This is a genomic window from Nonomuraea recticatena (assembly GCF_039533245.1).
GTDB classification, from domain to species: Bacteria; Actinomycetota; Actinomycetes; order Streptosporangiales; family Streptosporangiaceae; genus Nonomuraea; species Nonomuraea roseola.
The window spans coordinates 1-19,546 of sequence record NZ_BAAATE010000029.1 but is presented as its reverse complement, the minus strand read 5'-3'; the positions used below and the strand labels follow the sequence as shown (position 1 = coordinate 19,546).

At 69.1% G+C, this 19,546-nt stretch carries 20 protein-coding genes; 11 read left to right on the top strand and 9 right to left on the bottom strand.

Going from position 1 to position 19,546, the window contains the following annotated elements:
• Nucleotides 1-4 precede the first annotated feature (4 nt).
• On the top strand, nt 5-151 hold the full coding sequence (locus ABFX50_RS38000; protein WP_346153479.1) for a hypothetical protein: 147 nt from the start codon (nt 5-7) through the stop codon (nt 149-151).
• Between the two features lie 108 nt (nt 152-259).
• Nucleotides 260-1,150 carry an RNA polymerase sigma factor SigJ gene (gene sigJ / locus ABFX50_RS37995; RefSeq protein ID WP_346153478.1) on the top strand — a complete coding sequence of 297 codons (891 nt, stop codon included), beginning with the start codon at nt 260-262 and terminating at the stop codon, nt 1,148-1,150.
• Nucleotides 1,151-1,178: 28 nt separating this feature from the next.
• Here sigJ and ABFX50_RS37990 read toward each other — a convergent pair whose 3' ends face one another.
• From ABFX50_RS37990 to ABFX50_RS37980, 3 genes are read right to left on the bottom strand one after another with little or no spacing between them, the layout of a single operon-like run.
• Nucleotides 1,179-1,748, bottom strand: a complete 570-nt coding sequence (locus tag ABFX50_RS37990) for a hypothetical protein (RefSeq protein WP_346153476.1) — start codon at nt 1,746-1,748, stop codon at nt 1,179-1,181.
• Nucleotides 1,749-1,801: 53 nt separating this feature from the next.
• Complete coding sequence (locus ABFX50_RS37985; protein WP_346153474.1) at nt 1,802-2,125, bottom strand: recombinase family protein; 324 nt, start codon at nt 2,123-2,125, stop codon at nt 1,802-1,804.
• Between the two features lie 27 nt (nt 2,126-2,152).
• On the bottom strand, nt 2,153-3,862 hold the full coding sequence (locus tag ABFX50_RS37980; protein ID WP_346153473.1) for a chondroitinase-B domain-containing protein: 1,710 nt from the start codon (nt 3,860-3,862) through the stop codon (nt 2,153-2,155).
• A gap of 155 nt (nt 3,863-4,017) precedes the next feature.
• Here ABFX50_RS37980 and ABFX50_RS37975 point away from each other — a divergent pair, with 155 nt between their 5' ends.
• Entirely contained in the window at nt 4,018-4,158 is a 141-nt protein-coding gene (locus ABFX50_RS37975) for a hypothetical protein (RefSeq protein WP_346153471.1), read from the top strand.
• 266 nt (nt 4,159-4,424) lie between these two features.
• Here ABFX50_RS37975 and ltrA read toward each other — a convergent pair whose 3' ends face one another.
• Nucleotides 4,425-5,906: a group II intron reverse transcriptase/maturase gene (gene ltrA, locus ABFX50_RS37970; RefSeq protein ID WP_346153469.1), complete on the bottom strand. Its 1,482-nt coding sequence runs from the start codon at nt 5,904-5,906 to the stop codon at nt 4,425-4,427.
• A gap of 646 nt (nt 5,907-6,552) precedes the next feature.
• Between ltrA and ABFX50_RS51525 the strand changes: the two genes are divergently transcribed.
• The gene (locus ABFX50_RS51525) at nt 6,553-7,080 is read left to right on the top strand and encodes a GNAT family N-acetyltransferase (RefSeq protein ID WP_379503473.1); all 528 of its coding nucleotides are present in this window, start codon (nt 6,553-6,555) and stop codon (nt 7,078-7,080) included.
• A gap of 203 nt (nt 7,081-7,283) precedes the next feature.
• On the opposite strand, the gene ABFX50_RS37960 is transcribed toward ABFX50_RS51525, so the two are convergent.
• Together ABFX50_RS37960 and ABFX50_RS37955 are read right to left on the bottom strand one after the other, a co-directional pair.
• Nucleotides 7,284-7,760, bottom strand: a complete 477-nt coding sequence (locus tag ABFX50_RS37960; RefSeq protein ID WP_346153465.1) for a hypothetical protein — start codon at nt 7,758-7,760, stop codon at nt 7,284-7,286.
• A gap of 55 nt (nt 7,761-7,815) precedes the next feature.
• Nucleotides 7,816-8,229: a hypothetical protein gene (locus tag ABFX50_RS37955; RefSeq protein WP_346153463.1), complete on the bottom strand. Its 414-nt coding sequence runs from the start codon at nt 8,227-8,229 to the stop codon at nt 7,816-7,818.
• A 3-nt stretch (nt 8,230-8,232) separates the two neighbouring features.
• Between ABFX50_RS37955 and ABFX50_RS37950 the strand changes: the two genes are divergently transcribed.
• On the top strand, nt 8,233-8,400 hold the full coding sequence (locus ABFX50_RS37950; RefSeq protein WP_346153461.1) for a hypothetical protein: 168 nt from the start codon (nt 8,233-8,235) through the stop codon (nt 8,398-8,400).
• Between the two features lie 120 nt (nt 8,401-8,520).
• On the opposite strand, the gene ABFX50_RS37945 is transcribed toward ABFX50_RS37950, so the two are convergent.
• A complete protein-coding gene (locus ABFX50_RS37945) occupies nt 8,521-9,924 on the bottom strand; it encodes an amidase (RefSeq protein WP_346153460.1) in 1,404 nt (467 codons plus the stop codon).
• 284 nt (nt 9,925-10,208) lie between these two features.
• Here ABFX50_RS37945 and ABFX50_RS37940 point away from each other — a divergent pair, with 284 nt between their 5' ends.
• The 3 genes from ABFX50_RS37940 to ABFX50_RS37930 all read left to right on the top strand — a co-directional run bounded on the left by ABFX50_RS37940 (nt 10,209) and on the right by ABFX50_RS37930 (nt 12,387).
• On the top strand, nt 10,209-10,706 hold the full coding sequence (locus ABFX50_RS37940; protein WP_346153458.1) for a pyridoxamine 5'-phosphate oxidase family protein: 498 nt from the start codon (nt 10,209-10,211) through the stop codon (nt 10,704-10,706).
• A 121-nt stretch (nt 10,707-10,827) separates the two neighbouring features.
• A complete protein-coding gene (locus ABFX50_RS37935) occupies nt 10,828-11,235 on the top strand; it encodes a YciI family protein (RefSeq protein WP_183643492.1) in 408 nt (135 codons plus the stop codon).
• Between the two features lie 6 nt (nt 11,236-11,241).
• Nucleotides 11,242-12,387, top strand: coding sequence for an RNA polymerase sigma factor (locus tag ABFX50_RS37930; protein ID WP_346153457.1), 1,146 nt, complete (start codon nt 11,242-11,244; stop codon nt 12,385-12,387).
• Between the two features lie 46 nt (nt 12,388-12,433).
• On the opposite strand, the gene ABFX50_RS37925 is transcribed toward ABFX50_RS37930, so the two are convergent.
• Nucleotides 12,434-12,994, bottom strand: a complete 561-nt coding sequence (locus tag ABFX50_RS37925; RefSeq protein WP_346153455.1) for a TetR/AcrR family transcriptional regulator — start codon at nt 12,992-12,994, stop codon at nt 12,434-12,436.
• Between the two features lie 115 nt (nt 12,995-13,109).
• On the opposite strand from ABFX50_RS37925, the gene ABFX50_RS37920 reads away from it, so the two are divergent.
• From ABFX50_RS37920 to ABFX50_RS37910, 3 genes are all read left to right on the top strand, one after another.
• Nucleotides 13,110-13,793 (top strand): SDR family oxidoreductase, encoded by a 684-nt coding sequence (locus ABFX50_RS37920; protein WP_346153453.1) that lies wholly within the window; start codon nt 13,110-13,112, stop codon nt 13,791-13,793.
• Between the two features lie 42 nt (nt 13,794-13,835).
• A complete protein-coding gene (locus ABFX50_RS37915) occupies nt 13,836-14,849 on the top strand; it encodes an NADP-dependent oxidoreductase (protein ID WP_346153452.1) in 1,014 nt (337 codons plus the stop codon).
• A gap of 149 nt (nt 14,850-14,998) precedes the next feature.
• Nucleotides 14,999-15,787 (top strand): NAD(P)-binding domain-containing protein, encoded by a 789-nt coding sequence (locus ABFX50_RS37910; RefSeq protein WP_346153450.1) that lies wholly within the window; start codon nt 14,999-15,001, stop codon nt 15,785-15,787.
• A gap of 172 nt (nt 15,788-15,959) precedes the next feature.
• On the opposite strand, the gene ABFX50_RS37905 is transcribed toward ABFX50_RS37910, so the two are convergent.
• Entirely contained in the window at nt 15,960-19,121 is a 3,162-nt protein-coding gene (locus tag ABFX50_RS37905) for an AfsR/SARP family transcriptional regulator (protein ID WP_487047386.1), read from the bottom strand.
• Nucleotides 19,122-19,546: the final 425 nt, after the last annotated feature.

The window sequence follows — 19,546 nt, the reverse complement described above, 5'->3', positions numbered from 1 at the left end:
CGACTTGAAGCTCATGAGCCGGCTGGAGTCCGGCTCGGGGGCGGTGGCGATGCGGTACGAGCCGGATCGTGCCGTTCCCTGTCGCCCTGTACAGGGCGCCGCCGATGTCCTTGAGCTCGGGGACGAGCACGGCGGGGTCGGGCAGGCGTGACTGCGTGACGGATGGCGCGGGAAAGGGTGACCGGTTTCGTTCGCGGTCACCTTTCACTGGTTTGATGCGTCAGCTCTCTGACGTGGCAGAGATGAGAGGAAGACAACCGTGACGCCGCAAGACTTTCTGGCCGACCAGTTCCAGGGGCACCGCCCCCATCTGAAGGCGGTCGCCTACCGCATGCTCGGCTCACTGAGCGAGGCCGAGGACGCGGTCCAGGAGGCATGGCTGCGGCTGGCGCGTTCGGACTCGGGTGACATCGACAATCTCGGTGGCTGGCTGACCACCGTGGTCGGCCGGGTGTGCCTGGACATGCTCCGCGCCCGGAAGTCCCGGCGCGAGGAGTCGCTGGAGGAGCGCCTGCCCGATCCGGTGATCAGCCGTGCGGATGCCGCCCCCGACCCGGAACAGGAAGTGCTGCTGGCCGACTCGGTGGGCCTGGCGCTGCTGGTCGTGCTGGAGTCGCTGACCCCGGCCGAACGGCTGGCGTTCGTGCTCCATGACATGTTCGGCATGCCGTTCGAGCAGATCGCACCCATCTTGGACCGCACCCCCGTGGCAGCCAAGAAGCTCGCCAGCCGCGCGCGTCAGCGCGTACGCGGCGCAGCCCCGAACCCCGACCCCGATCTAACCACTCAGCGTCGGGTAGTGGACGCGTTCCTGGCCGCCGCACGCGGCGGCGACTTCGACGCGCTGGTATCCATCCTCGACCCCGAGGTGGTGCTGCGCGCCGACGGCGGCCTGCTCACCAGCGGCATGAAGGTCATCCGCGGCGCCGCGGCCGTGGCCGGACAGCTCGCCACCTTCCAGCGCATGGCCACCAGCGCCGCCACCCACCCGGCCCTCGTCAACGGCCTCGCCGGCCTGGTCAACACCATCGGCGACCGGCTCATCTCGGTCATGAGCTTCACCATCTCCGACAGCAAGATCGCCACGATCGACATCCTCTCCGACCCGGAGCGGCTGGCCCAGCTCAACCTCACCCGCCTGAAGCCGTGACACCTGGCCCTTGTCGACCGTAGTCCTCTCAGGTGCGGCCGTGTGGAACCGGTTGGCGGCGATGAGCGTCTTCCTCACCCTGTTCCTCGGCACGACCGTAGACCGCGTCCAATAGGTCGCCGGCGAAACGGCCAGGGTCGTCCAGGCCCGCCGTGGCCAGGGCGCGGGGGCCGTCGGCGAGCAGGTGCGGAATCGCGGCATGCATGGCCAGGGTGACGGCGGCGGCCCGCTCCGGTGTGACCGGAAGCCCGGCGGCCCGCTGTACCTCCTCGAAGGCGGTGAAGTCGGCCGCCGCGATGCCGTCCAAGATGGCGGCCAGCCAGGGAGCCCGGGCCGCCTCGGCCTGGAGTTCGAGGTAGGCGAGCAGCCGCCGTCGGCCAGGCCCGGCGGGCTCGTGCAGCAGCGCGCCCATCACGGCCACGAGCGCAGCCCGGCCGGTGACCGCAGGTCTGGGGAGGCCACGATAGAGCTCGGGGGCTATGAACTCCCTACCGTTACCCTCGCCAGTCAGACCCGGGGGGCGAAGGGCGCGAACCAGGTGGGGTCGATCCCGACGTTTCCGAACCGCGACCGTCGTGAATCGCTGCCAACCGAACATGGGGTGCCGTTAACAAACGTGTCACCAGCCCCGAACGAGCGAGGCCAGGCCCTCTACTTGAGACTCGACTGCTGTCCTGAGCGGAGCTCTTGAAGGTCGGGGATGTGGTTGTACAGCGTTCCCACGCTGACGCCGAGCAGCTTGGCGATCGAGGTGACCGACCGGCCGGGATCAGGTAGCAGATCACGGGCCGCCTTCAGCAACTCGGCGTTGACCACTGTCGGGCGGCCCCCAGTGCGGCCGCGGGCTTTCGCGGCGGCACGGCCCTCGTGAGTGCCGGCGGCGATGAGCTCGCGGATGAACTCGGCCAGGGCGGCGAAGATGTGGAAGACGAGTCGTCCGTCGGGGGTGGTGGTTCGGATCTTGCCGGTGGGCACCTCGCCGAGCAGGCTGAGGGCGGCTTGCTAGTCCGCCTTGGGGCCGACCTGGGCGGCGGTCAGCGGGCCGGGGCCGATCTCCGGCGCGTACTCGTCGGAACCCACGTCGGCGGCGCCCTGGCGGGTCTGGCCGTCCAGGTCGCGCGAGACGGCCGGGTAGCCGCCCTTGGCCGCGTTGACGGCCGGGCTGCCGGAGCTGAGACGAAGGATCCCATTGGCGTCCTGGACCAGCTTGGGGTTGGTGCCCGAGACGGTGTCCCACGACAGGTTGCCGCGCACGGTGGGGGTGACGGCGTTGCCGAGCGAGATCAGCGTTCCCTGGGAGGCGCGGGCGAACAGGTTGTCGGCGACCAGCGGGGAGGTGGCGGGGTTGGAGCCGCCCTGCGCGGAGATGGCCGCGCCACCGGCGTTCACGACGGTGTTGAGCAGCACCTTGACCCTGACGGCCGCGTCGTGGATGGCGTCGTAACCGGCTCCGAGGTAGACACCGTCCCGCCGCACGCCCTGGATGTGGTTGTTGACGATGGTGTGCTCGGCGCCGTAGACGCGCATCCCCCTGTCGCCGCCGATGATGTGGTTGCCCTCGACGGTGTTGCGCGAGCCGAAGCGCAGCGTCAGCACACCCTTGGCACCGCCTCGGATGGTGTTGTGCCGTACGACGGAGTCCGAGGCCTTCACCGAGATCACCTCGTCGTCGCCCACGACGTTCTCGAACAGGTTGTGCTCCACCACCGCGCGCGCCGAGACCTGCCCGAGGGCGCCGAGGCCGAGCCTGATGCCCTCGCTGCCGTTGACGGTGGAGGTGTTGTCGCGGAAGTGGTTGCGCCTGATCGCCACGCGCAGCGGCATCGTCGCGCCGCCGACCTGCAGGAAGACGCCGTGCTCTGTCTTGCCCGCGAACAGGTTGTTGGCCACCTCCGCGTCGTCTCCCTGGACGTCCAGGAAGTGGGTCTCGGCGCCGTCGACCTCGGCGAGCTGGAAGGTGTTCCTGGCGATGCGGATGCCGGTGGAGTTCGACGGGACGACGATGCCGGTCCGCTGCTTGAAGACGAAGCCCTCGACGGCCACGTTCGCGGAGCTGTTGAAGGTGAAGGTTCTGGACCCGGTGAGGGTGACGCCGCCGACGGACTGGGCGGCGATGGTGACGCCGCTCTTGCCGGCGATCGGGATGGCGGCGTCGACGGCGTAGGTTCCGTTGGCCAGCACGATGCGCTGTCCGGGCTGCGCGGTCCTGATGGCCTCGGTGAGGGCGGCCATCGAGGTGACCACGGTGCCGCCCGGCTCCTCCACCACTGGGCGCACCGTCACCTTGTCGAGGTTGGGCCCGTTCGCGATGGTGGTGGTCAGGCGTACGGTGTTGGCGCCAGCCTTCAGGGTGGCGCGCACGGTCGTGGAGCGCCAGGTGGCCCAGTCGGTGGAGGGCGAGAAGGGCCGGGTGGCGATCTTGACGCCGTTCACCGCGACGTCCAGCGGGCGATCGACGGTGCTGCCGTTGGAGTACCTGAAGATCAGGTCGACCTCGGCGGGCGCGTCGGCGGGGACGGCGAACTCGACGTAGGCGCCCGTCGCGGAGTCGTAGTCGGCGAAGCCCGAGCCGCTGTAGCCGGGCGACCTGTTGGAGACGACCGCCTTGACCAGCGTCGCGTCCTCTGCCTCGTACAACGTCTGCGCCTCCGCGTGGGCCGGGGCCGCCACGAGCATGGTGGACAGGACGCACAGAGCCAGTAAACGTCGCACACGCACTCCCTAGACGTAGGAGGATTACGCAATCCGCCCGACGCTCACGGAGGCTAGAGGCAAATGCCTGTGAGGGCAAGGGCCCCCCTGCGCTAAAACCCTTTCTGGAGAAGTGCCAGGAAAATGGCGTGGGTATTGTGCGGGTGGGGCAAGAGTTGCACGTAAGAGCCGACGCCCAGTCCTCCGACCTCTGGCAGATACGCGCGGGCGTCGAGGATCTCGAAGTCGTCCCGGCCCTTGAGCACGTCGGCGACCACGACGCCGGTCTCGGCCAGTGCGGCGAGCAGGTCACGTAGGCGACGACACCGCCTGGCCGGACGGCGTCGAGCGCGGAGGCGAGCAGGCGCCGCTGGAGCGCCCCCCAGCGCTGGAACTCCCGGCCGCACGCCGCCACGGGGACGACGTCACCATTACAACCGCCTCATCAGTCATGATCACCCGCGCTGTTGGGTCGGGCCGGGGCGCGGTGCTGACCTTGCGATCAGTCCGTTTCCCCGGCCCGCCCGCCGAACCCGGCGTGCTCCTCTCAAAGCACCGGGCTCTCCACGTGTCGTGACCGTGGTCAGCCGCCGGCTGTGGCGGCTGCCGGTGTCGGGGTCCAGGGGGTGGCAATGCTGTGCCCCCGGTAGCGGTATCGAGTCACCTTCACGCTGGCTGCGCCAGTGAGCTCGATGCCGTCATGAACGATCTTCCAGGTGCCCGGTCGGCAGAATCTGCGGCGCATCTCCTGGCGGCTGAGCAGCGAGTGTTTGCGGAAGATCCAGTTCGCGACGCGACGCCAGGTGAAGGAGTCGATCGCGTTGAACACATCTTTCGCCACCGCATGCCGAAAGTAGTTCGCCCACCCGCGCAAAAGCCGGTTGAGACTGCCTATCAGCTCGGCCAAGCTCATATGGCGGGTTGACCTGTAGGTCTTCGCCTTCACCTTGTCCTTGATCGATTGGATCGCCTTCTTGGACACCAAGGTGTAGACGTAGTGCTTGTTCGTCCCTCGCTTCCGCATCCGGCGGATGTGAAAGCTGAGGAAGTCGAAGCCCTCGTCGATGTGGACCACACGGGTCTTCTCCGGTGACAGCCGCAGCCCCAGCGGGGCGAGCACGGCTGCGACCTCCTCGCGCAGCGCCTCGGCGTGATGGCGCTCGCCTTTCACCATGACGACGAAGTCGTCGGCGAAGCGAACGAGCTTCCAGTTGCCCAGACGGTGTTTGGTGCGCCGTTCCCGCTTGTAGTTGGTCCCCATCAGTTCCCGCCATTGCTGGTGAAAGTGCTCATCCAGCGCCGACAGGGCGATGTTGGCCAACAGCGGGGAGAGAATCCCGCCTTGCGGAGTGCCCGCCGGTGTCTCCTCCCGGTCTCCGGCCGTCGTCATGACTCCGGACTTCAGGAACGCCTTGACCAACGCGCAGACCCGCTTGTCCTTGATCCTCACCCGCAGACGGGCCATCAGCGCCGTGTGATCGATCTCGTCGAAACACGCCGTGATGTCCGCCTCCAGCACCCAGGTGTAGTCCGAGCGTGCCTTGGCCAGATGGTGGATCTCGGCAATCGCGTCCTGCGCCCGCCGGTTGGGGCGAAACCCATACGAGCACGGCAGGAAATCCGCCTCGAAGATGGGTTCGAGCACCGCCTTAAGACTGGCCTGGACAATCCGATCGGTGACGGTGGGGATGCCCAGCTTGCGAAGCTTGCCGCTCGCCTTGGGGATCATCACCTGCCGCACTTCGACCGGCTCGAACTCGCCGGACTTCAGCGAGTCGCGTATTTCTTCCAGGAAGGTCTCCACCCCGATCCGGGTCTCGATCCAGGCCACTGTGGCCCGGTCGATGCCCGCCGTCCGTGCCCCGGCGTTGGAGGCGACGCGTTCCCACGCGTGCACCAGGAACGCTGGGTCATAGACGAGGTTGAACAGGTCACCGAACCGGCGACCGAGATCATCGGTCGCCCAACGGTGCAACTTGATCTGCATCCTCCGTACTGCGAAGAAGGCCGAATCAGCATCCGGCCATCTCCCAGCGCCGGTATTCACCGTCGCATCTTCGGACATTGCACTCTTCTCCTTGCTCGACACGCTGCCGCCCTTCCCCATGCGCCGGGCTCTCCCCAGCTCGGAGTACTACGACGGCTCCGTCCCACCCGCGCCCTTCGGCGGACATCGCGCCTATCCCCGCCCACCTTCCTGGCTGGAAGGTCGGAGAGGAGTGAGCGCGGGGGTTCCCACGTTCACTGCTGTCCGTTCGACGAGTTAGGCACCCGGCTATACCCCTGCGGCCTCGCCATGGCTACGCCGTGGCCTTTCACCATGGCCTCCCGACCGGGCGCCCCAATGCCCGACCAGGAGTTCCCCGCCCCGGAATGAGGGGACGGGTGCGCACCGCTGACCAGCCCATATCCACCGGATTTGAGCTGGCGTCACATCAAGAGGCGTAACGACACCGGTTTCTCGCGTATGCCTTCTCGTCTCGCTCACCGGGCCCGGCCCATCCGGTAGTGCCAGGCCGACCCGACTTTGTCGAGGCTGCTCCCGCCCTCCCCAGCGATTCCAGGGTTGGGCTGCCTCCAGCTTTGCTCCGCCAGCACGACGGCAGAACAACGGTGGTCTTTCACCTCCGCACGGACAGATCAGCGCTTCGTGGCGCACTGGGGCTGGTGACACGTTCGTTAACGGCACCCCAACATGGCAAGATCAGCTTGTGGTTCGACCATCGGTGACTTTGAGCAGGGTTGAGCTCGCAGACTGGCGAGCCGTACACTCCTGGGCTTCCCTCGCCGAGGTTTCCCGCTTCCAGACCTGGGGGCCAAATACAGAAGAGCAAACCCGCGCGTTCGTGGCGGCCGCAGCTGAGGCGTGGTCACATCGGCCGCAGCAGCGGTTCGCTTACGCCGCGCGCGTCGAGGGCGACGTTGTCGGCATGGGGGAACTGCATGTCCGGAGCCGAGGAAACCGACAAGGCGAAATCACGTATGTCGTGCACCCACGGTTCTGGGGCCAGGGAGTCGGGACGGAGATCGGGAGGGAGTTGCTCTCGCGAGGGTTCGAAGAGCTCGACCTGCATCGGATCTATGCCACCTGCGACCCGCGGAATCTCGGTTCGGCTCGGGTGCTCAGCAAGCTGGGGATGACATGGGAAGGACGGCATCGTCACACCACATTGATCCGGGACGGTTGGCGAGACTCCGAGCTGTTCAGCATCCTCGAAGAGGAGTGGCGCGCGATCTAGCTGGTGGTTGTAACTGGTGGGGCCTGATGATCTGCGCTGGCATGACGTTCTGTTGAGGCGTAGGTGGCGAGCGGGGCCCGCGGGCCTACCGGAATTGCGGAGCTGTCCCTTCCGGGCTGATTCTCACGCGCTGTCACCGGCCACGCTAGAACCCAGTACTGACGGCATCGCGTATCGAGATGTCGCGAGCTCGGTGGCCCGGGTCAGAGGTGAGAGCGTTCGTCGACTCGGTGCGTCGGTGGGTGGAGGAAGACTTCAGCTGTGCGGTGGCCGCAGGAGACGTTGAGGGTGTCGAGCCGGTAGCACCAGCCGCGTTCGATGGTGAAGCGATGGTTGAGCTGCCAGCGCAGGGTCTGTCGGGGCCGCATGGTCACGGCTGCAGGCCGCCAGGCGAGGTCGAGTCCGTTACTCGCCCACTCGGGCGGGTCCCGAACCGGGAGGATGTGCAGGTGGCCGTCGGCCTCGGTCAGCTCGACCTTTGTTTCCGGCGGGAGCCCGCTGGTGACGGTCATGCTGGGAGAGAAGTCATCCCGCTCAAGCATCAGCACTTCATGGACGAAGGGCGGCTCGGCCTCCGGAAGCGGGAACGCCTCAGGGAGCGCGCTGCGTCGGACGGCTCCCGGCCCGCCGCGGGAGTCCTTTGTCCAATAGATGCGCACCCACTGCACCACGATGTTCACCAGCTCATGATCACACTTGTGGCTTGGGGCAAGCCACTTGGTTTCCGCCTGCTGGTCACCGCCATGCGTCCCACGCCTGGACCACCATGCGCGGCGTCCCCGTCTGGCCCGCCACCGGCTGACCGGCCAACACGATCGTCGGCGTCGCCGGGCTGCTGCTGGCAGGGCACGAGACGACCTCGAACATGCTCAGCCTGGGCACCCTGGCCCTGCTGCGGCATCCGGGCCAACTGGCCATGATCCGCGAGGATCCGGCGCGGGTCGAGCCCGCCGTCGAGGAGCTGCTGCGCTGGCTGTCCATCGTGCAGGCGTTGCCGCCCCGCACGACCACGACGGAGATCGCTGGGCATGCCATCCCCGCGGGCTCGCTCGTGATCTGCCCGCCGCCAACCGTGACCCTGCCTTCATCGACGATCCCGACACCCTCGACATCACCCGGGGAGCCGCTGGCCACGTCGCCTTCGGTCACGGGGTGCACCACTGTCTCGGGGCGCCGCTGGCGCGGACGGAGATGCGCATCGCCTTCCCTGCCCTGCTGCGGCGCTTCCCCGGCCTCGCGCTGGCCTATGCGGACGAGCAGGTCGACTTCCGGGTCTTCGGTGTCGTGTACGGCTTGCACACCCTGCCGGTGACGTGGTGAGCGCCTCTTAAGGGGTGACTTGGCACTGGCCGGAGCGATGCTGAGTGCGTGCACTTCGGGGCTCATCGCGCGGACCCGAGTCGAGGGGCTCCCATCGGGTGTCTGCGGCCGGCGCCCCGGTCAGCGCGGGTCGATCGGCGTCAGCGCCCCGGTCGCCGCCTCCACCACCGCGGCGGCGTCCAGACACAGATCCTCGCGGAACCTCGGACCGATGATCTGCACGGCATGGGGAAGGTCACCGGCCGGCCCGACAGGCACGGCGACCGCGGGCAGCCCGAGAAGGTTGACCGCCACGGCCAGGCGCATCGTGTCCGGCCAGTCGGCCAGCCACCGGGGATCGAGATCCGATCCGACCCGGAAGGCCGGACGCGTGCGAATCGGCGCGAGCACCAGCGGTGTACGGCTCATCCACGCGCTCCACAGGCGCGCGATGGACGCCCGCTCCATCATCGGGTCGAACGCCTGCTCCCCTGCGGCTCGCGTCCAGATCGGCTCGTACGCCTGCCAGAAGTGCACGAACCCGGGGGACGCGACCGCCTCCACAGGGGGCTGCTCCCGGTGCACCCGGCCGTAGCTCGACATGATCTGCGTGTAGATCTCACTCGCGCGGGCGAGGGCCGGAGCCTGGCCCTCCTCGACGAGGTAGCCCGCGTCGGCCAGGGCTCCGGCCGCGCGCCTCAACGCGCCGGCCACCTCCGGGTCCGTCTCGGCTCCGTCGGGATCGGTCACCACGCAGACCCGCACCGGCGCCGGCAGGGGCGGGCCGTGCAGGGGCACCGGCGCGTACCACGGGTCCCCGCCGGGCCGTCCGCACATGTGGCCGAAGGCCAGGCGCAGGTCCCGGACGTGCCGGGCGATCGGACCCTGGACACCGAGCAGCTGGAAGGCGAAGGGAGTCGGCCCGGCCGCCCGCTCCCCGGCCTGTGCCACCCTGCCCAGCGAGGGCTTCAACGCGCTGACGCCGCAACACTGGGCGGGCCAGCGCAGCGAGCCCGCGCCGTCGTTCCCGATTCCCAGCGGAGACATACCCGTCGCCACCGCGGCCGCCTCTCCGCCGCTCGATCCGCCCGGTGTGTGCTCGGCGGACCAGGGGTTGACCGTCGCGCCGCGCAGCGCGTTGTCGGTGTGCCAGCGCATGCCGAACTCGGGCATGTTCGTCCGGCCGATCGGGATCGCTCCCGCCGCGCGCAGCTCGGCGACGGGGGGCGCGTCGGCGTCCGCCATCGCTTCCCGCAGGGCGACGATGCCCATCGTCGTCGCCGACCCCGCGACGTCGATGTTCTCCTTGATCGTCATCGGCACGCCGCACAGGGGGCCGACCTCGTCACCCCGCGCGAGCGCCCTGTCGGCCGCGTCCGCCGCGGCGAGCGACTCCTCCCCCAGCGTGACCGTGATCGCGTTCACGCGGGGGTTCACACCGTCGATCCGCCGTAGGTGCGCCTCGATCACCTGCCGGCACGACACCTCTCCACCGCGAACCAGCTCCGCCAGATCCCACGCGCCCAATGCCCACAGCTCCGTCAACGCGTCCTCCTCGGTGTCCGTGCCGGGAAATCTAGAGGGAGAGGCCAGAAAAGAGCAGTCTTGTGATTCCTGGCGGCCTCAGCCGTCCTCGCCTGTGGGGCTTGCGCAGCAACCACTCGGCCAGTGGCGTTAGCGAGCCGTCGAGGGTGGAGCCGCCGCCATCCACGGCTGCCATGGCCGTGGCTGCCGGAAAAATGTGGGAATTCGGGGGCCGGCGGTGTCGAGAACGCTCCGACGGCTCCGTCCCTGGGGCGGATCACGACAACCACCCTGGAGGGACGGCCATGCGAGCGAACGAGATCACCGAGATTCTGGACCGGCCGATCAGCCGAGAGCTGTTGGCACGCGACGTGACCCGGCTGGCGTACGTGGCCAAGGACGGCACGCCCAGGAACGTCCCGATCGCGTTCACCTGGAACGGTTCGGAGATCGTCATGTGCACCTCGAAGAATGCCCCGAAGCTCCCGGCTCTGCGCGCGAACCCGATGGTCGCCCTGACGATCGACACCGAGGTGCACCCGCCCAAGATCCTGCTCATCCGCGGCCGGGCCGAGCTGGACGTCGTCGACGGCATCCCGGACGAGTACCTGCAGATGAACGGCAGCTACCAGATGACGCCCGAGCAGCGGGTCGGGTGGGAGGCGGAGGTGCGCTCCCTCTACGACGGCATGGTGCGGATCGTGGTGACCCCGACGTGGGCGAAGCTGATCGACTTCGAGACGACCCTGCCGAGCGCGGTCGAGGAGCTCGTCCGGCAGCGCGAAGAACGCCGGAGCGCCTGAGCCGGATCCGCGCACACAGCCGCCGAAAAAACGTCGCGGCGGATGTCGAGAATCCGCGCGCGGCTCCGTCCCCGCACTGAACACCGGCCACAATGGGCCGTACCGCACAAGGGAGAACACGATGGCCAAGTACCTGCTCCTCAAGCACTACCGTGGCGCGCCGGCAGCGGTCAACGACGTGCCGATGGACCGGTGGACGCCGGAGGAGATCACGGCCCACGTGCAGTACATGCAGGACTTCGCCGCTCGGCTCGAGAGCACCGGCGAGTTCGTCGACAGCCAGGCGCTCTCCCCGGAGGGCACGTTCGTCCGCTACGACGGCGAGGGACGTCCGCCGGTCACCGACGGCCCGTTCGCGGAGACCAAGGACCTGATCGCCGGCTGGATGGTGATCGACGTCGAGAGCTACGAGCGGGCGCTCGAGCTGGCCGCCGAGCTGTCCGCGGCCCCGGGCGCGGGCGGCAAGCCGATCCACGAGTGGCTCGAGGTGCGCCCGTTCCTGTACGCGCCCCCGACCATCACGGAGTGACGAACGGTGGACGAGTCCCTGCTGCGGACCCTCACCCCCGCGGTGATCAGCATCCTCGTCCGTCGCGGAGCCGACTTCGCGGCGGCCGAGGACGCCATGCAGGACGCCCTGATCGAGGCCGTACGCGTGTGGCCGGACGACCCGCCGGGCGACCCCAAGGGCTGGCTGGTCACCGTGGCCTGGCGCAAGTTCCTCGACGCGGCCCGCGCCGACGCCTCCCGACGGCACCGCGAGGTACGCGTCGAGGCCGAGCCCGCGCCAGGCCAGTGCGAGATGGCGGACGACTCGCTCCAGCTGTACTTCCTGTGCGCCCACCCGTCCCTGACACCGGCCTCGGCCGTCGCGCTCACGCTGCGCGCGGTCGGCGGCCTGACCACGCGCCAGATCGCGCAGGCCTACCTCGTGCCGGAGGCGACCATGGCCCAGCGCATCAGCAGGGCCAAGCGGACCGTCTCGTCCGTCAGGTTCAACCAGCCCGGTGACGTGGCCACCGTGCTGCGCGTGCTCTACCTCGTGTTCAACGAGGGGCATGGCGGGGACGTCGACCTGGCGGCCGAGGCGATCCGCCTCACCCGCCGGCTCTTCGCCCTGACCGGCGAGCCCGAGGTCGCGGGGCTGCTGGCGCTCATGCTGCTGCACCACGCGCGCCGCGCGTCTCGCACCGGCCCTGGAGGCCGCCTGGTTCCGCTCGCCGAGCAGGACCGATCGCGCTGGGACACCCGTCTGATCGCCGAGGGAGTGACGATCCTGCAGGCGGCGCTGGCCCGCGACCGGCTGGGCGAGTACCAGGCGCAGGCCGCGATCGCAGCCCTGCACGCGGACGCCCCGAGCACCTCCGAGACCGACTGGTTGCAGATCGTGGAGTGGTATGACGAGTTGCTGCTCCTTACCGGCAGTCCGGTCGTACGGCTCAACCGCGCGGTGGCGGTCGGCGAGGCCGACGGACCACAGGCAGGCCTGGCGGCACTGGCCAAGGTGAGCCCCGACCTGCCCCGATACGCCGCGGTACGGGCCTACCTGCTGGAACGCGCCGGTAGCCTTGAGCAGGCCGCCGAGCTGTACGCCGAGGCCGCCCGCGCGGCGACCAGCCTGCCGGAGCGCGACCACCTCACCCGCGAGGCCGCCCGGGTGCGGCGACTGCTACAGGCGTGAGTACGGCTCACGCCCGGCGAGCCGGCCGCGGCCAAGGCCGCCGTCGTCAGGTGGTCGCGGTGAGGGCCGTGCGGGCTGCGGTGAGGATCTCCTCCGACAGGGGGGAGTCCTTGGTGGCGCGGGCCAGGAGGAGCGCGCCGAGCATGGTGCACAGCCGGGTGATGCCGTCCTGGTCTTCGGTGGCGAGCCAGTCGGCGAAGTCGCTGACGCCCTTGGCGTAGACGCGGTGGGCCTCATGGTTGCTGGGTTCGCGCGCCATGTCGCCGGCGAGCGCGGCGACGGGGCAACCGTCTGCGGGACTGTCGCGATGCTCGACGGACAGATAGGCGTCGATCAGCGCCTGCTGCGCGGCGTCGAGTTGTCCGGCGTGCAGTTCGAGCGCGGCCATATGGCGCTGGGCGAGTTCGCCGAACGCGTGGGTGGTGGCTTCGTCGATGAGCGCCTCCTTGGAGGCGAACTGCTTGTAGAAGCCGCCGTGGGTCAGGCCGGCCGCCTTCATCAGGTCAGCGACGCTGACGTGTGTGCCCTGCTCTCGGAAGAGCTGGGAGGCGGTTTCCACGATCCGCTTGCGGTTCTCCTGTGCCTGTGCCCGTGACGCGCGGCCCATCGGCCACCCCTTCGCTTGGATGTCGATTGACTTCTATCCTATCCTCCAGATTAGATTGCCATCATCATCTATTCGTGGGCTTGGTCATACGAGCCCCGCGACCTGGGGAGCAGACATGGAACTGAAGGACGCGGTCGCCGTGGTCACCGGCGCAAACCGGGGGCTGGGGCGCCATCTGGCCGCCCAGCTCGTGGAGCGCGGAGCGAAGGTGTACGCGGCGGCGCGCCACCCGCAGAGCGTGGACATGGCCGACGTCATCCCGCTGCGCCTGGACGTGACCGACGAGGAGTCGATCCAGGCCGCGGCCCGGATCGCATCGGATGCGACGCTGCTGGTGAACAACGCCGGGATCTCCACCGGCACCCCTCTGATCGCCAGCGACCTGAAAGCTGTGCGGCTGGAGATGGAGACGAACTTCTTCGGCACGCTCGCCGTGACACGGGCCTTCGCCCCGGTCATCGAGGGCAACGGCGGCGGCGCCGTGTGCAACGTCCTGTCCCTGCTGTCCTGGTGGCATCCGGCCGGGGTGGGGGCCTACGCGGCGGCCAAGGCCGCCGCCTGGGCGCAGACCAACGCGGTCCGCGAGGAACTGGCACCCCGCGGCATCGCCGTCTCGGCGCTCCACGTCGGGTTCATGGACACCGACATGGCCGCCGGCATCGCCGCCGAGAAGGCCGACCCTGCCGACGTCGCCGCCCAGGTCCTGCACGGCATCGCCAACGGCCTGCCCGAGATCCTCGCCGACGAGGCCACGCGAAACGTCAAGCAGAGCCTGGCCACCACGCCGAACCCGGCCTGAAGCGGCCGTCAACGAGAAAGCGAGACGACGATGAGGGCCTTCATGGTCGAACGCTACGGCGGCGAGGCCGGTGTACGGGCCGGTGACGTGCCGGACCCGCGGGTCGGCACGGACGACGTCCTGATCCGGATCCACGCGGCGAGCGTCAACCCGCTCGACCTCAAGACCCGGGACGGGGAGTTCAAGGCGATCCTGCCCTACCGGGTCCCGTTCATCCTGGGCAACGACCTGGCCGGGGTGGTGGTCGACGTGGGTGCGGCCGTCAGCCGGTTCGCGGTGGGCGATGAGGTCTACGCGCGGCCGGGCAAGGACCGGATCGGCACGTTCGCCGACCTCATCGCCGTGCACCAGGACGACGTCGCGATCAAACCGGCCACGCTCACCATGCAGGAGGCCGCCTCGCTTCCCCTGGTCGCCCTGACCTCGTGGCAGGCGCTGGTCGAGCGGGCCCCCCTGCGGCCGGGCCAGAAGGTCCTCATCCACGCGGGCTCCGGCGGCGTGGGCACCATCGCCATCCAGCTGGCCAGACACCTGGGCGCGACCGTGGCCACGACCACGAGCACCGCCAACGTCGACCTGGTGAAGAGCCTGGGCGCGGACATCATCGTCGACTACACCAAGCAGGCGTTCGAGACGGTCCTGCACGACTACGACGTCGTCCTGGACCCCCTCGGCGGCCAGAACCTCACCAAGTCCCTGCGGGTACTCAAACCCGGCGGGAAGCTCATCAGCATCGCGGGGCCGCCCGACGCCGCTTTCGCCCGGGAGATCGGGGTCAATCCGATCATCAGGCTGGCGATGAGCGCGCTCAGCTTCCAGATCCGCCGCCGCGCCAGGCGCCACCGCGTCACGTACTCGTTCCTGTTCATGAAGGCCAGCGGAGACCAGCTCCGTGAGCTCACCTCGCTCATTGACGCGGGCGCGATCCGGCCCGTCGTCGACCGCGTCTTCCCGTTCACCGAAACCCGACAAGCGCTGGCCTACGTCGAGGCGGGACGCGCGAGGGCCGGCAAGGTCGTCGTCACGATGACCTCAGGAATAGCTCTGACAGGATGACCGGGAGGAACCTGGACGGCTCACCGTAAATCATTGCGTTGTGGCGCGAAAATTCTCAATCGCTTCGATCCGGAGTTCGGATAGCGTCAGCCGGGTCCGCAAGCCTCCGAGGAGAGGCGACGCGCATGGACCTGAATGGAGAAGGACGCGTGAAGCGCATCGGCATCATCGGGGTAGGCGAGATCGGCCGGGCCATCGTGACGGGTCTGTGCGACGGAGGCGACAAGTCGCCGGAGGTGTTCCTCTCCCCTCGGGGAGCGGACACGGTCGCGGAGCTGTCCGAGCGCTTCGAGTCCGTGCGGGTTTGCGCCGACAACCAGGAGGTGGTGGACCGTTCCGAGGTGGTGATCATCGCCGTACGCGGTCAGGACCGCCACCAGGCACTCGCCGGCTTGACGGTGGACGCCGACAAGGTGGTGGTCAACGTGATGGCCGGCGTCGGCATCGACGACCTGCGCCAGACGCTGGCCACTGACGCCCCGCTGGTACGGGCCATCCCCCTGCCCGCCGTACGCGAACGCCGCTCCGTCACGGTGACCTACCCGTCACACCCGACGGTCCACTCCCTCTTCACACACCTGGGCGGGGCGCTCCCGGTCGAGGACGAGGCGGCGTTCAACGTCTTCTCCACGCTGACGGGAACGCTGACCTCCCACTACTCGTACCTCGCCACGCTCACGTCGTGGGCCATCGGCCACGGCATCGCCGCCGACGATGCGGACAGCTACGTTCGCAGCCTCTTCCAGGGCGTCGGTCGTTCCCTGAGCGACGAGACCCGCACCCTGCACCAGCTCGCGGCCGACCACGAGACCCCGAACGGAAGCAACGAACGCATCCGCACCACATGGTTCACTCCGGCCAACTCAGAAGCCCTCAACAAGGCCCTCGATGACCTCCTCATCGGCCTTGACGGACAACGGGACAGCGGTCAGCGGTAACGGCGGCGTTGAGCAGCGCGTTCGTGCCGACGACAGGATGGGTTCGCCGAGTACCAGCCGTTCACCCCGATCACCGAAACTCTGCGCGCGCCGTCGGCGGGCTCGGCCGTCGCGGCGATCGCCTGGTGTGTCGGGCTCTCGTTGATCGGCTACCTGGGGGCGCGCGCGACGTTCACGAAGCGAGCGTGATCTCGGCCAGCTCACGCCAATCCCGCTGCTGCCCGGCACGAGTCGCCTCGGCGAACACGGTTTCGCCGAGGCGATCGCGCGTTTCCTCGGCGATCCTGGAAGCGTCCGGCAGCGAACGATCCGGCGTACCGCGCACGCCGTCGCTCGCCGCGAGCAGTCGCACGGCCTGCTCGTACTGTCCCTGGCGCAGCGCGAGATCCGCGATCCCGACCAGCATCTCGGCGATCAGCGGCGGATACGCCGAGTCCACCGCCGCGCGGAACGCCTCGCTCCGATACACGCCGGACTTCTCGAGATCCTCGGTGAGGTAGCCGTACAGGTTCATGGCCCTGGCGCGGGCCATGTCGCTCAGTTCCTCGTAGCCCGGCATCGCCCGCACCGTGGCCAGGTGCTGGTGTGCCATGTCCGGTTCGCCGCGCCAGCGCGCCAGCTGCGCCTTCGAAAGCGCGAGGTCGGCGAGCGCGTCCGGCCAGGTGATCCCGCCGGCATACCGCTGCGCTTCAACCATGGCGGACGTGCTGGATCGCTCATCGCCGAGCAGCCAGTACAGCTGAGCCTGCCGCACCCGCAGGCCGACCACGTCCTCGACGCCGCCCACCTCGGTCAGCGCCGTGACCGCCTCCTCGTAGTGCACACACGCGCGTGCGAGCTCGCCGCGCATGGCGAGCCGATCGGCCAGGAAGGTCAGCGCCAACGAGATCCCCCACCGGTCACCCAGCGTGCGGAACTCGGCGAGGGCGGTCTCGATGTCGGTGTCCACGTCAGTCTCGTCGCCGCCGAGCGTGAGCCGCAGCCGGCCGCGAGTGAGCCTGGCCTGCGCGCGCACCCACGGATCGTCGCCGGTGACGAGCGGCTCGAACGCGGACAGGAAACCCGTCGGCTCCCGCAGCATCCGCTCCAGCGGCGCGATGAACCCGAGGATCGGGTGGCGATACCCGCTGCGCTGGATGAGCCGGTGCGCCTCCTCGATCCACTCCCGCGCCTGGTACTGATCCCGGCCGGGCCCGGAGGTCACGAACACCGCCACGATGCCGTACGCCAACGCCCGCACCGCATCGGGCACCTCGCCGTGCAGCGAGGCGGCCGCGATGCTCAACTCCGTGCCCTCACCCCTGTGCCCGCTGAGGAAGTAGTACCAGCCCACGGCCGCTGCCAGCCGCATCGCCTCGTGCGCCCATCCCGCGGCGATCGCGCCGCGCAGGGCCGTACCGATGTTGTCGTGCTCGGCCTCGAGCGTGGCCAGCCATTCCAGCTGCTCGGCCCGACGCAGGTGCGGCTCGGCCGCCTCGGCCAACTCGGTGAGATAGGCAAGGTGCGCCCGGTGCGCCAGCTCGGCTTCCCCGGCTTCGGCGAGCCGGTGCGCCGCGTACTCCCTGATGGTGTTGAGCATCCGGTAGCGCGGCGTGTCCTCGCCGTCGGCCACCAGCAGCGACTTCTCGATCAACGCGGTCAGCACGTCGAGCACCTGCTCCTCGGCGAAAGCCTCCCGCCCGCCGAAGGATTCGTCCTCGCACACCCGTTCGGCCGCCTCCAGGCTCGCTCCGCCGGAGAACACCGACAGCCGCCGCAGCACGCTGCGTTCGGCCTCGGTCAACAGATCCCAGCTCCAGTCGACGACCGCGCGCAACGTCTTGTGCCGGGCAAGCGCCGTACGGCTGCCGCCGGTCAACAGACGGAAGCGGTCATCGAGGCGGCGTGCCAGCTGATCGATGGACATGGTGCGCAGGCGTGCCGCGGCCAGTTCGATCGCCAGCGGCATCCCGTCGAGCGCCCGGCAGATCCGCGTCATGGCCGCCAGGGTGTGCGCGTCGGAACCGATGTCCTTGCGCACCAGATCCGCGCGGTCCCGCAGCAGCCGCACCGCGGGTGAGGACTCGACCTCGGAGGCGTCGGCTCCCTGCGCGGGCAGCGCGAGTGGCTCGACCTGCCACAGCACCTCCCCGGTGATACCGAGCGGCTCCCTGCTGGTGGCCAGAATCCGCAGCCTCCTGCACTCCCCCAGAAGCCGATCCGCGAAAGCCGCGGCCGCCTCGATCACGTGCTCGCAGTTGTCCAGGATCAGCAGGATGGCGCGCTCCCTGACCGCGGCGATGAGCCGATCCATCGCTTCCCCACCCCGCGCACTGCCGAGCAATGCCTGGTCACGCAGGCCGATCGCGGTAAGAGCGGCCTGCGCCAGCTCACCGCCGCCCCCCACCGAGGCCAGTTCGACCAGCCACGCCCCATCCGGCAGCTCGGTGAGCAACGTCCGCGCGGTCTCCGTGGCCAGCCTTGTCTTGCCGGAGCCACCCGGCCCGGTCAAGGTGACCAGCCGGTAACTGATGGCCAGACCGGCGACCGCGGAGACGTCATGGTCCTTGCCGACGAAGCTCGTCAGCTCGGCGCGCAGGTTCGTCCTGTGGTGCTCCGCCCGCTCGCCCAGCTCGCCACGGAGCAACGCGGTGTGCAGCGCGGAGAGCTCGGCCGATGGATCGGCGCCCAGCTCCTCAGCGAGCCGCTCGCGCGTCCGCTGGTACAGGGTCAACGCCTCGTTCCCGCGCCCCGCCTCGGCGAGCCCTCGCATCAGGGCCGCCACGAACCCCTCCCGCAGCGGATACGTGGCAACCAGCTCGGTCAGCTCGGAGATCAGCTCCGAGCCACGGCCGAGACGGATATCCGCATCCACCCGATCCCCGAGCGTGGCGACGTAGAGCTCGTCCAGACGCGCGACCACGGCGTCGAACGCGTCGCTGTCCTGCAGGGCGATGTCGGCCATGGCCGTACCTCGCCACAACGCCAAGGCCGAGCGCAGCAGGTCCGCCCGCGCCGCAGGCTCGGCGGCACGGGCCTGAGCCACCAGGTGCTCGAACCGGCTCACGTCCACGGCATCAGGGGTCACGGCCAGCCGGTACCCGCCGGACTCCGCCTCGATCACGCCGTCCGGCAACACCCTGCGCAGCCTGGACACCAACGCCTGCAGGGCATTCACCTCGTCCGCGGGCGGCCGCTGCCCCCAGATCCAGTCCACCAGCCTCGCACGCGTGACGATCCGGCCGGGTTCGAGGGCGAGTGCAGCCAGCAGTGCGCGCAGCCGAACCCCAGGAACCTCCACCACGGCTCCGTCGCCGTTCCTGACCTCGAACGGTCCGAGCAATTCGACTCTCACGTCAGTCATTGTGCCGAATCGTGGCGACACCCGAACCACCACTGCGCGCACACCGCCGACCTTCATCGGACCGTTATCATCGCAGGTCGGGCGAATGTGATGCAGATGCTACGGCGGCCCCTGCGATTGCAGGGCGTCTCAGAAATGATCGATCCGTGGAATGAGGCCCGAGGGTTCCCGTGGTGTGGCCTGCGCTCTCCCGCGGATCGGTCGCCGGGTTAGGCGGTCGGGGCGGCCCATGTCTTGAGCCGGTCGGCGCAGAGCCGCGGGAGGATCTGGTTGCCCTGAACGCCGAAGGGACGGGCGCGGAATGCCGATCAATTGCGTGGATGACCAGACATTAACCTAACGCAACTGGTCAATCACCCTCGGTTGCGGGATGGTGATCGCGTTCTGATCAACCTGCCCAGGAGGCACCATGCTGC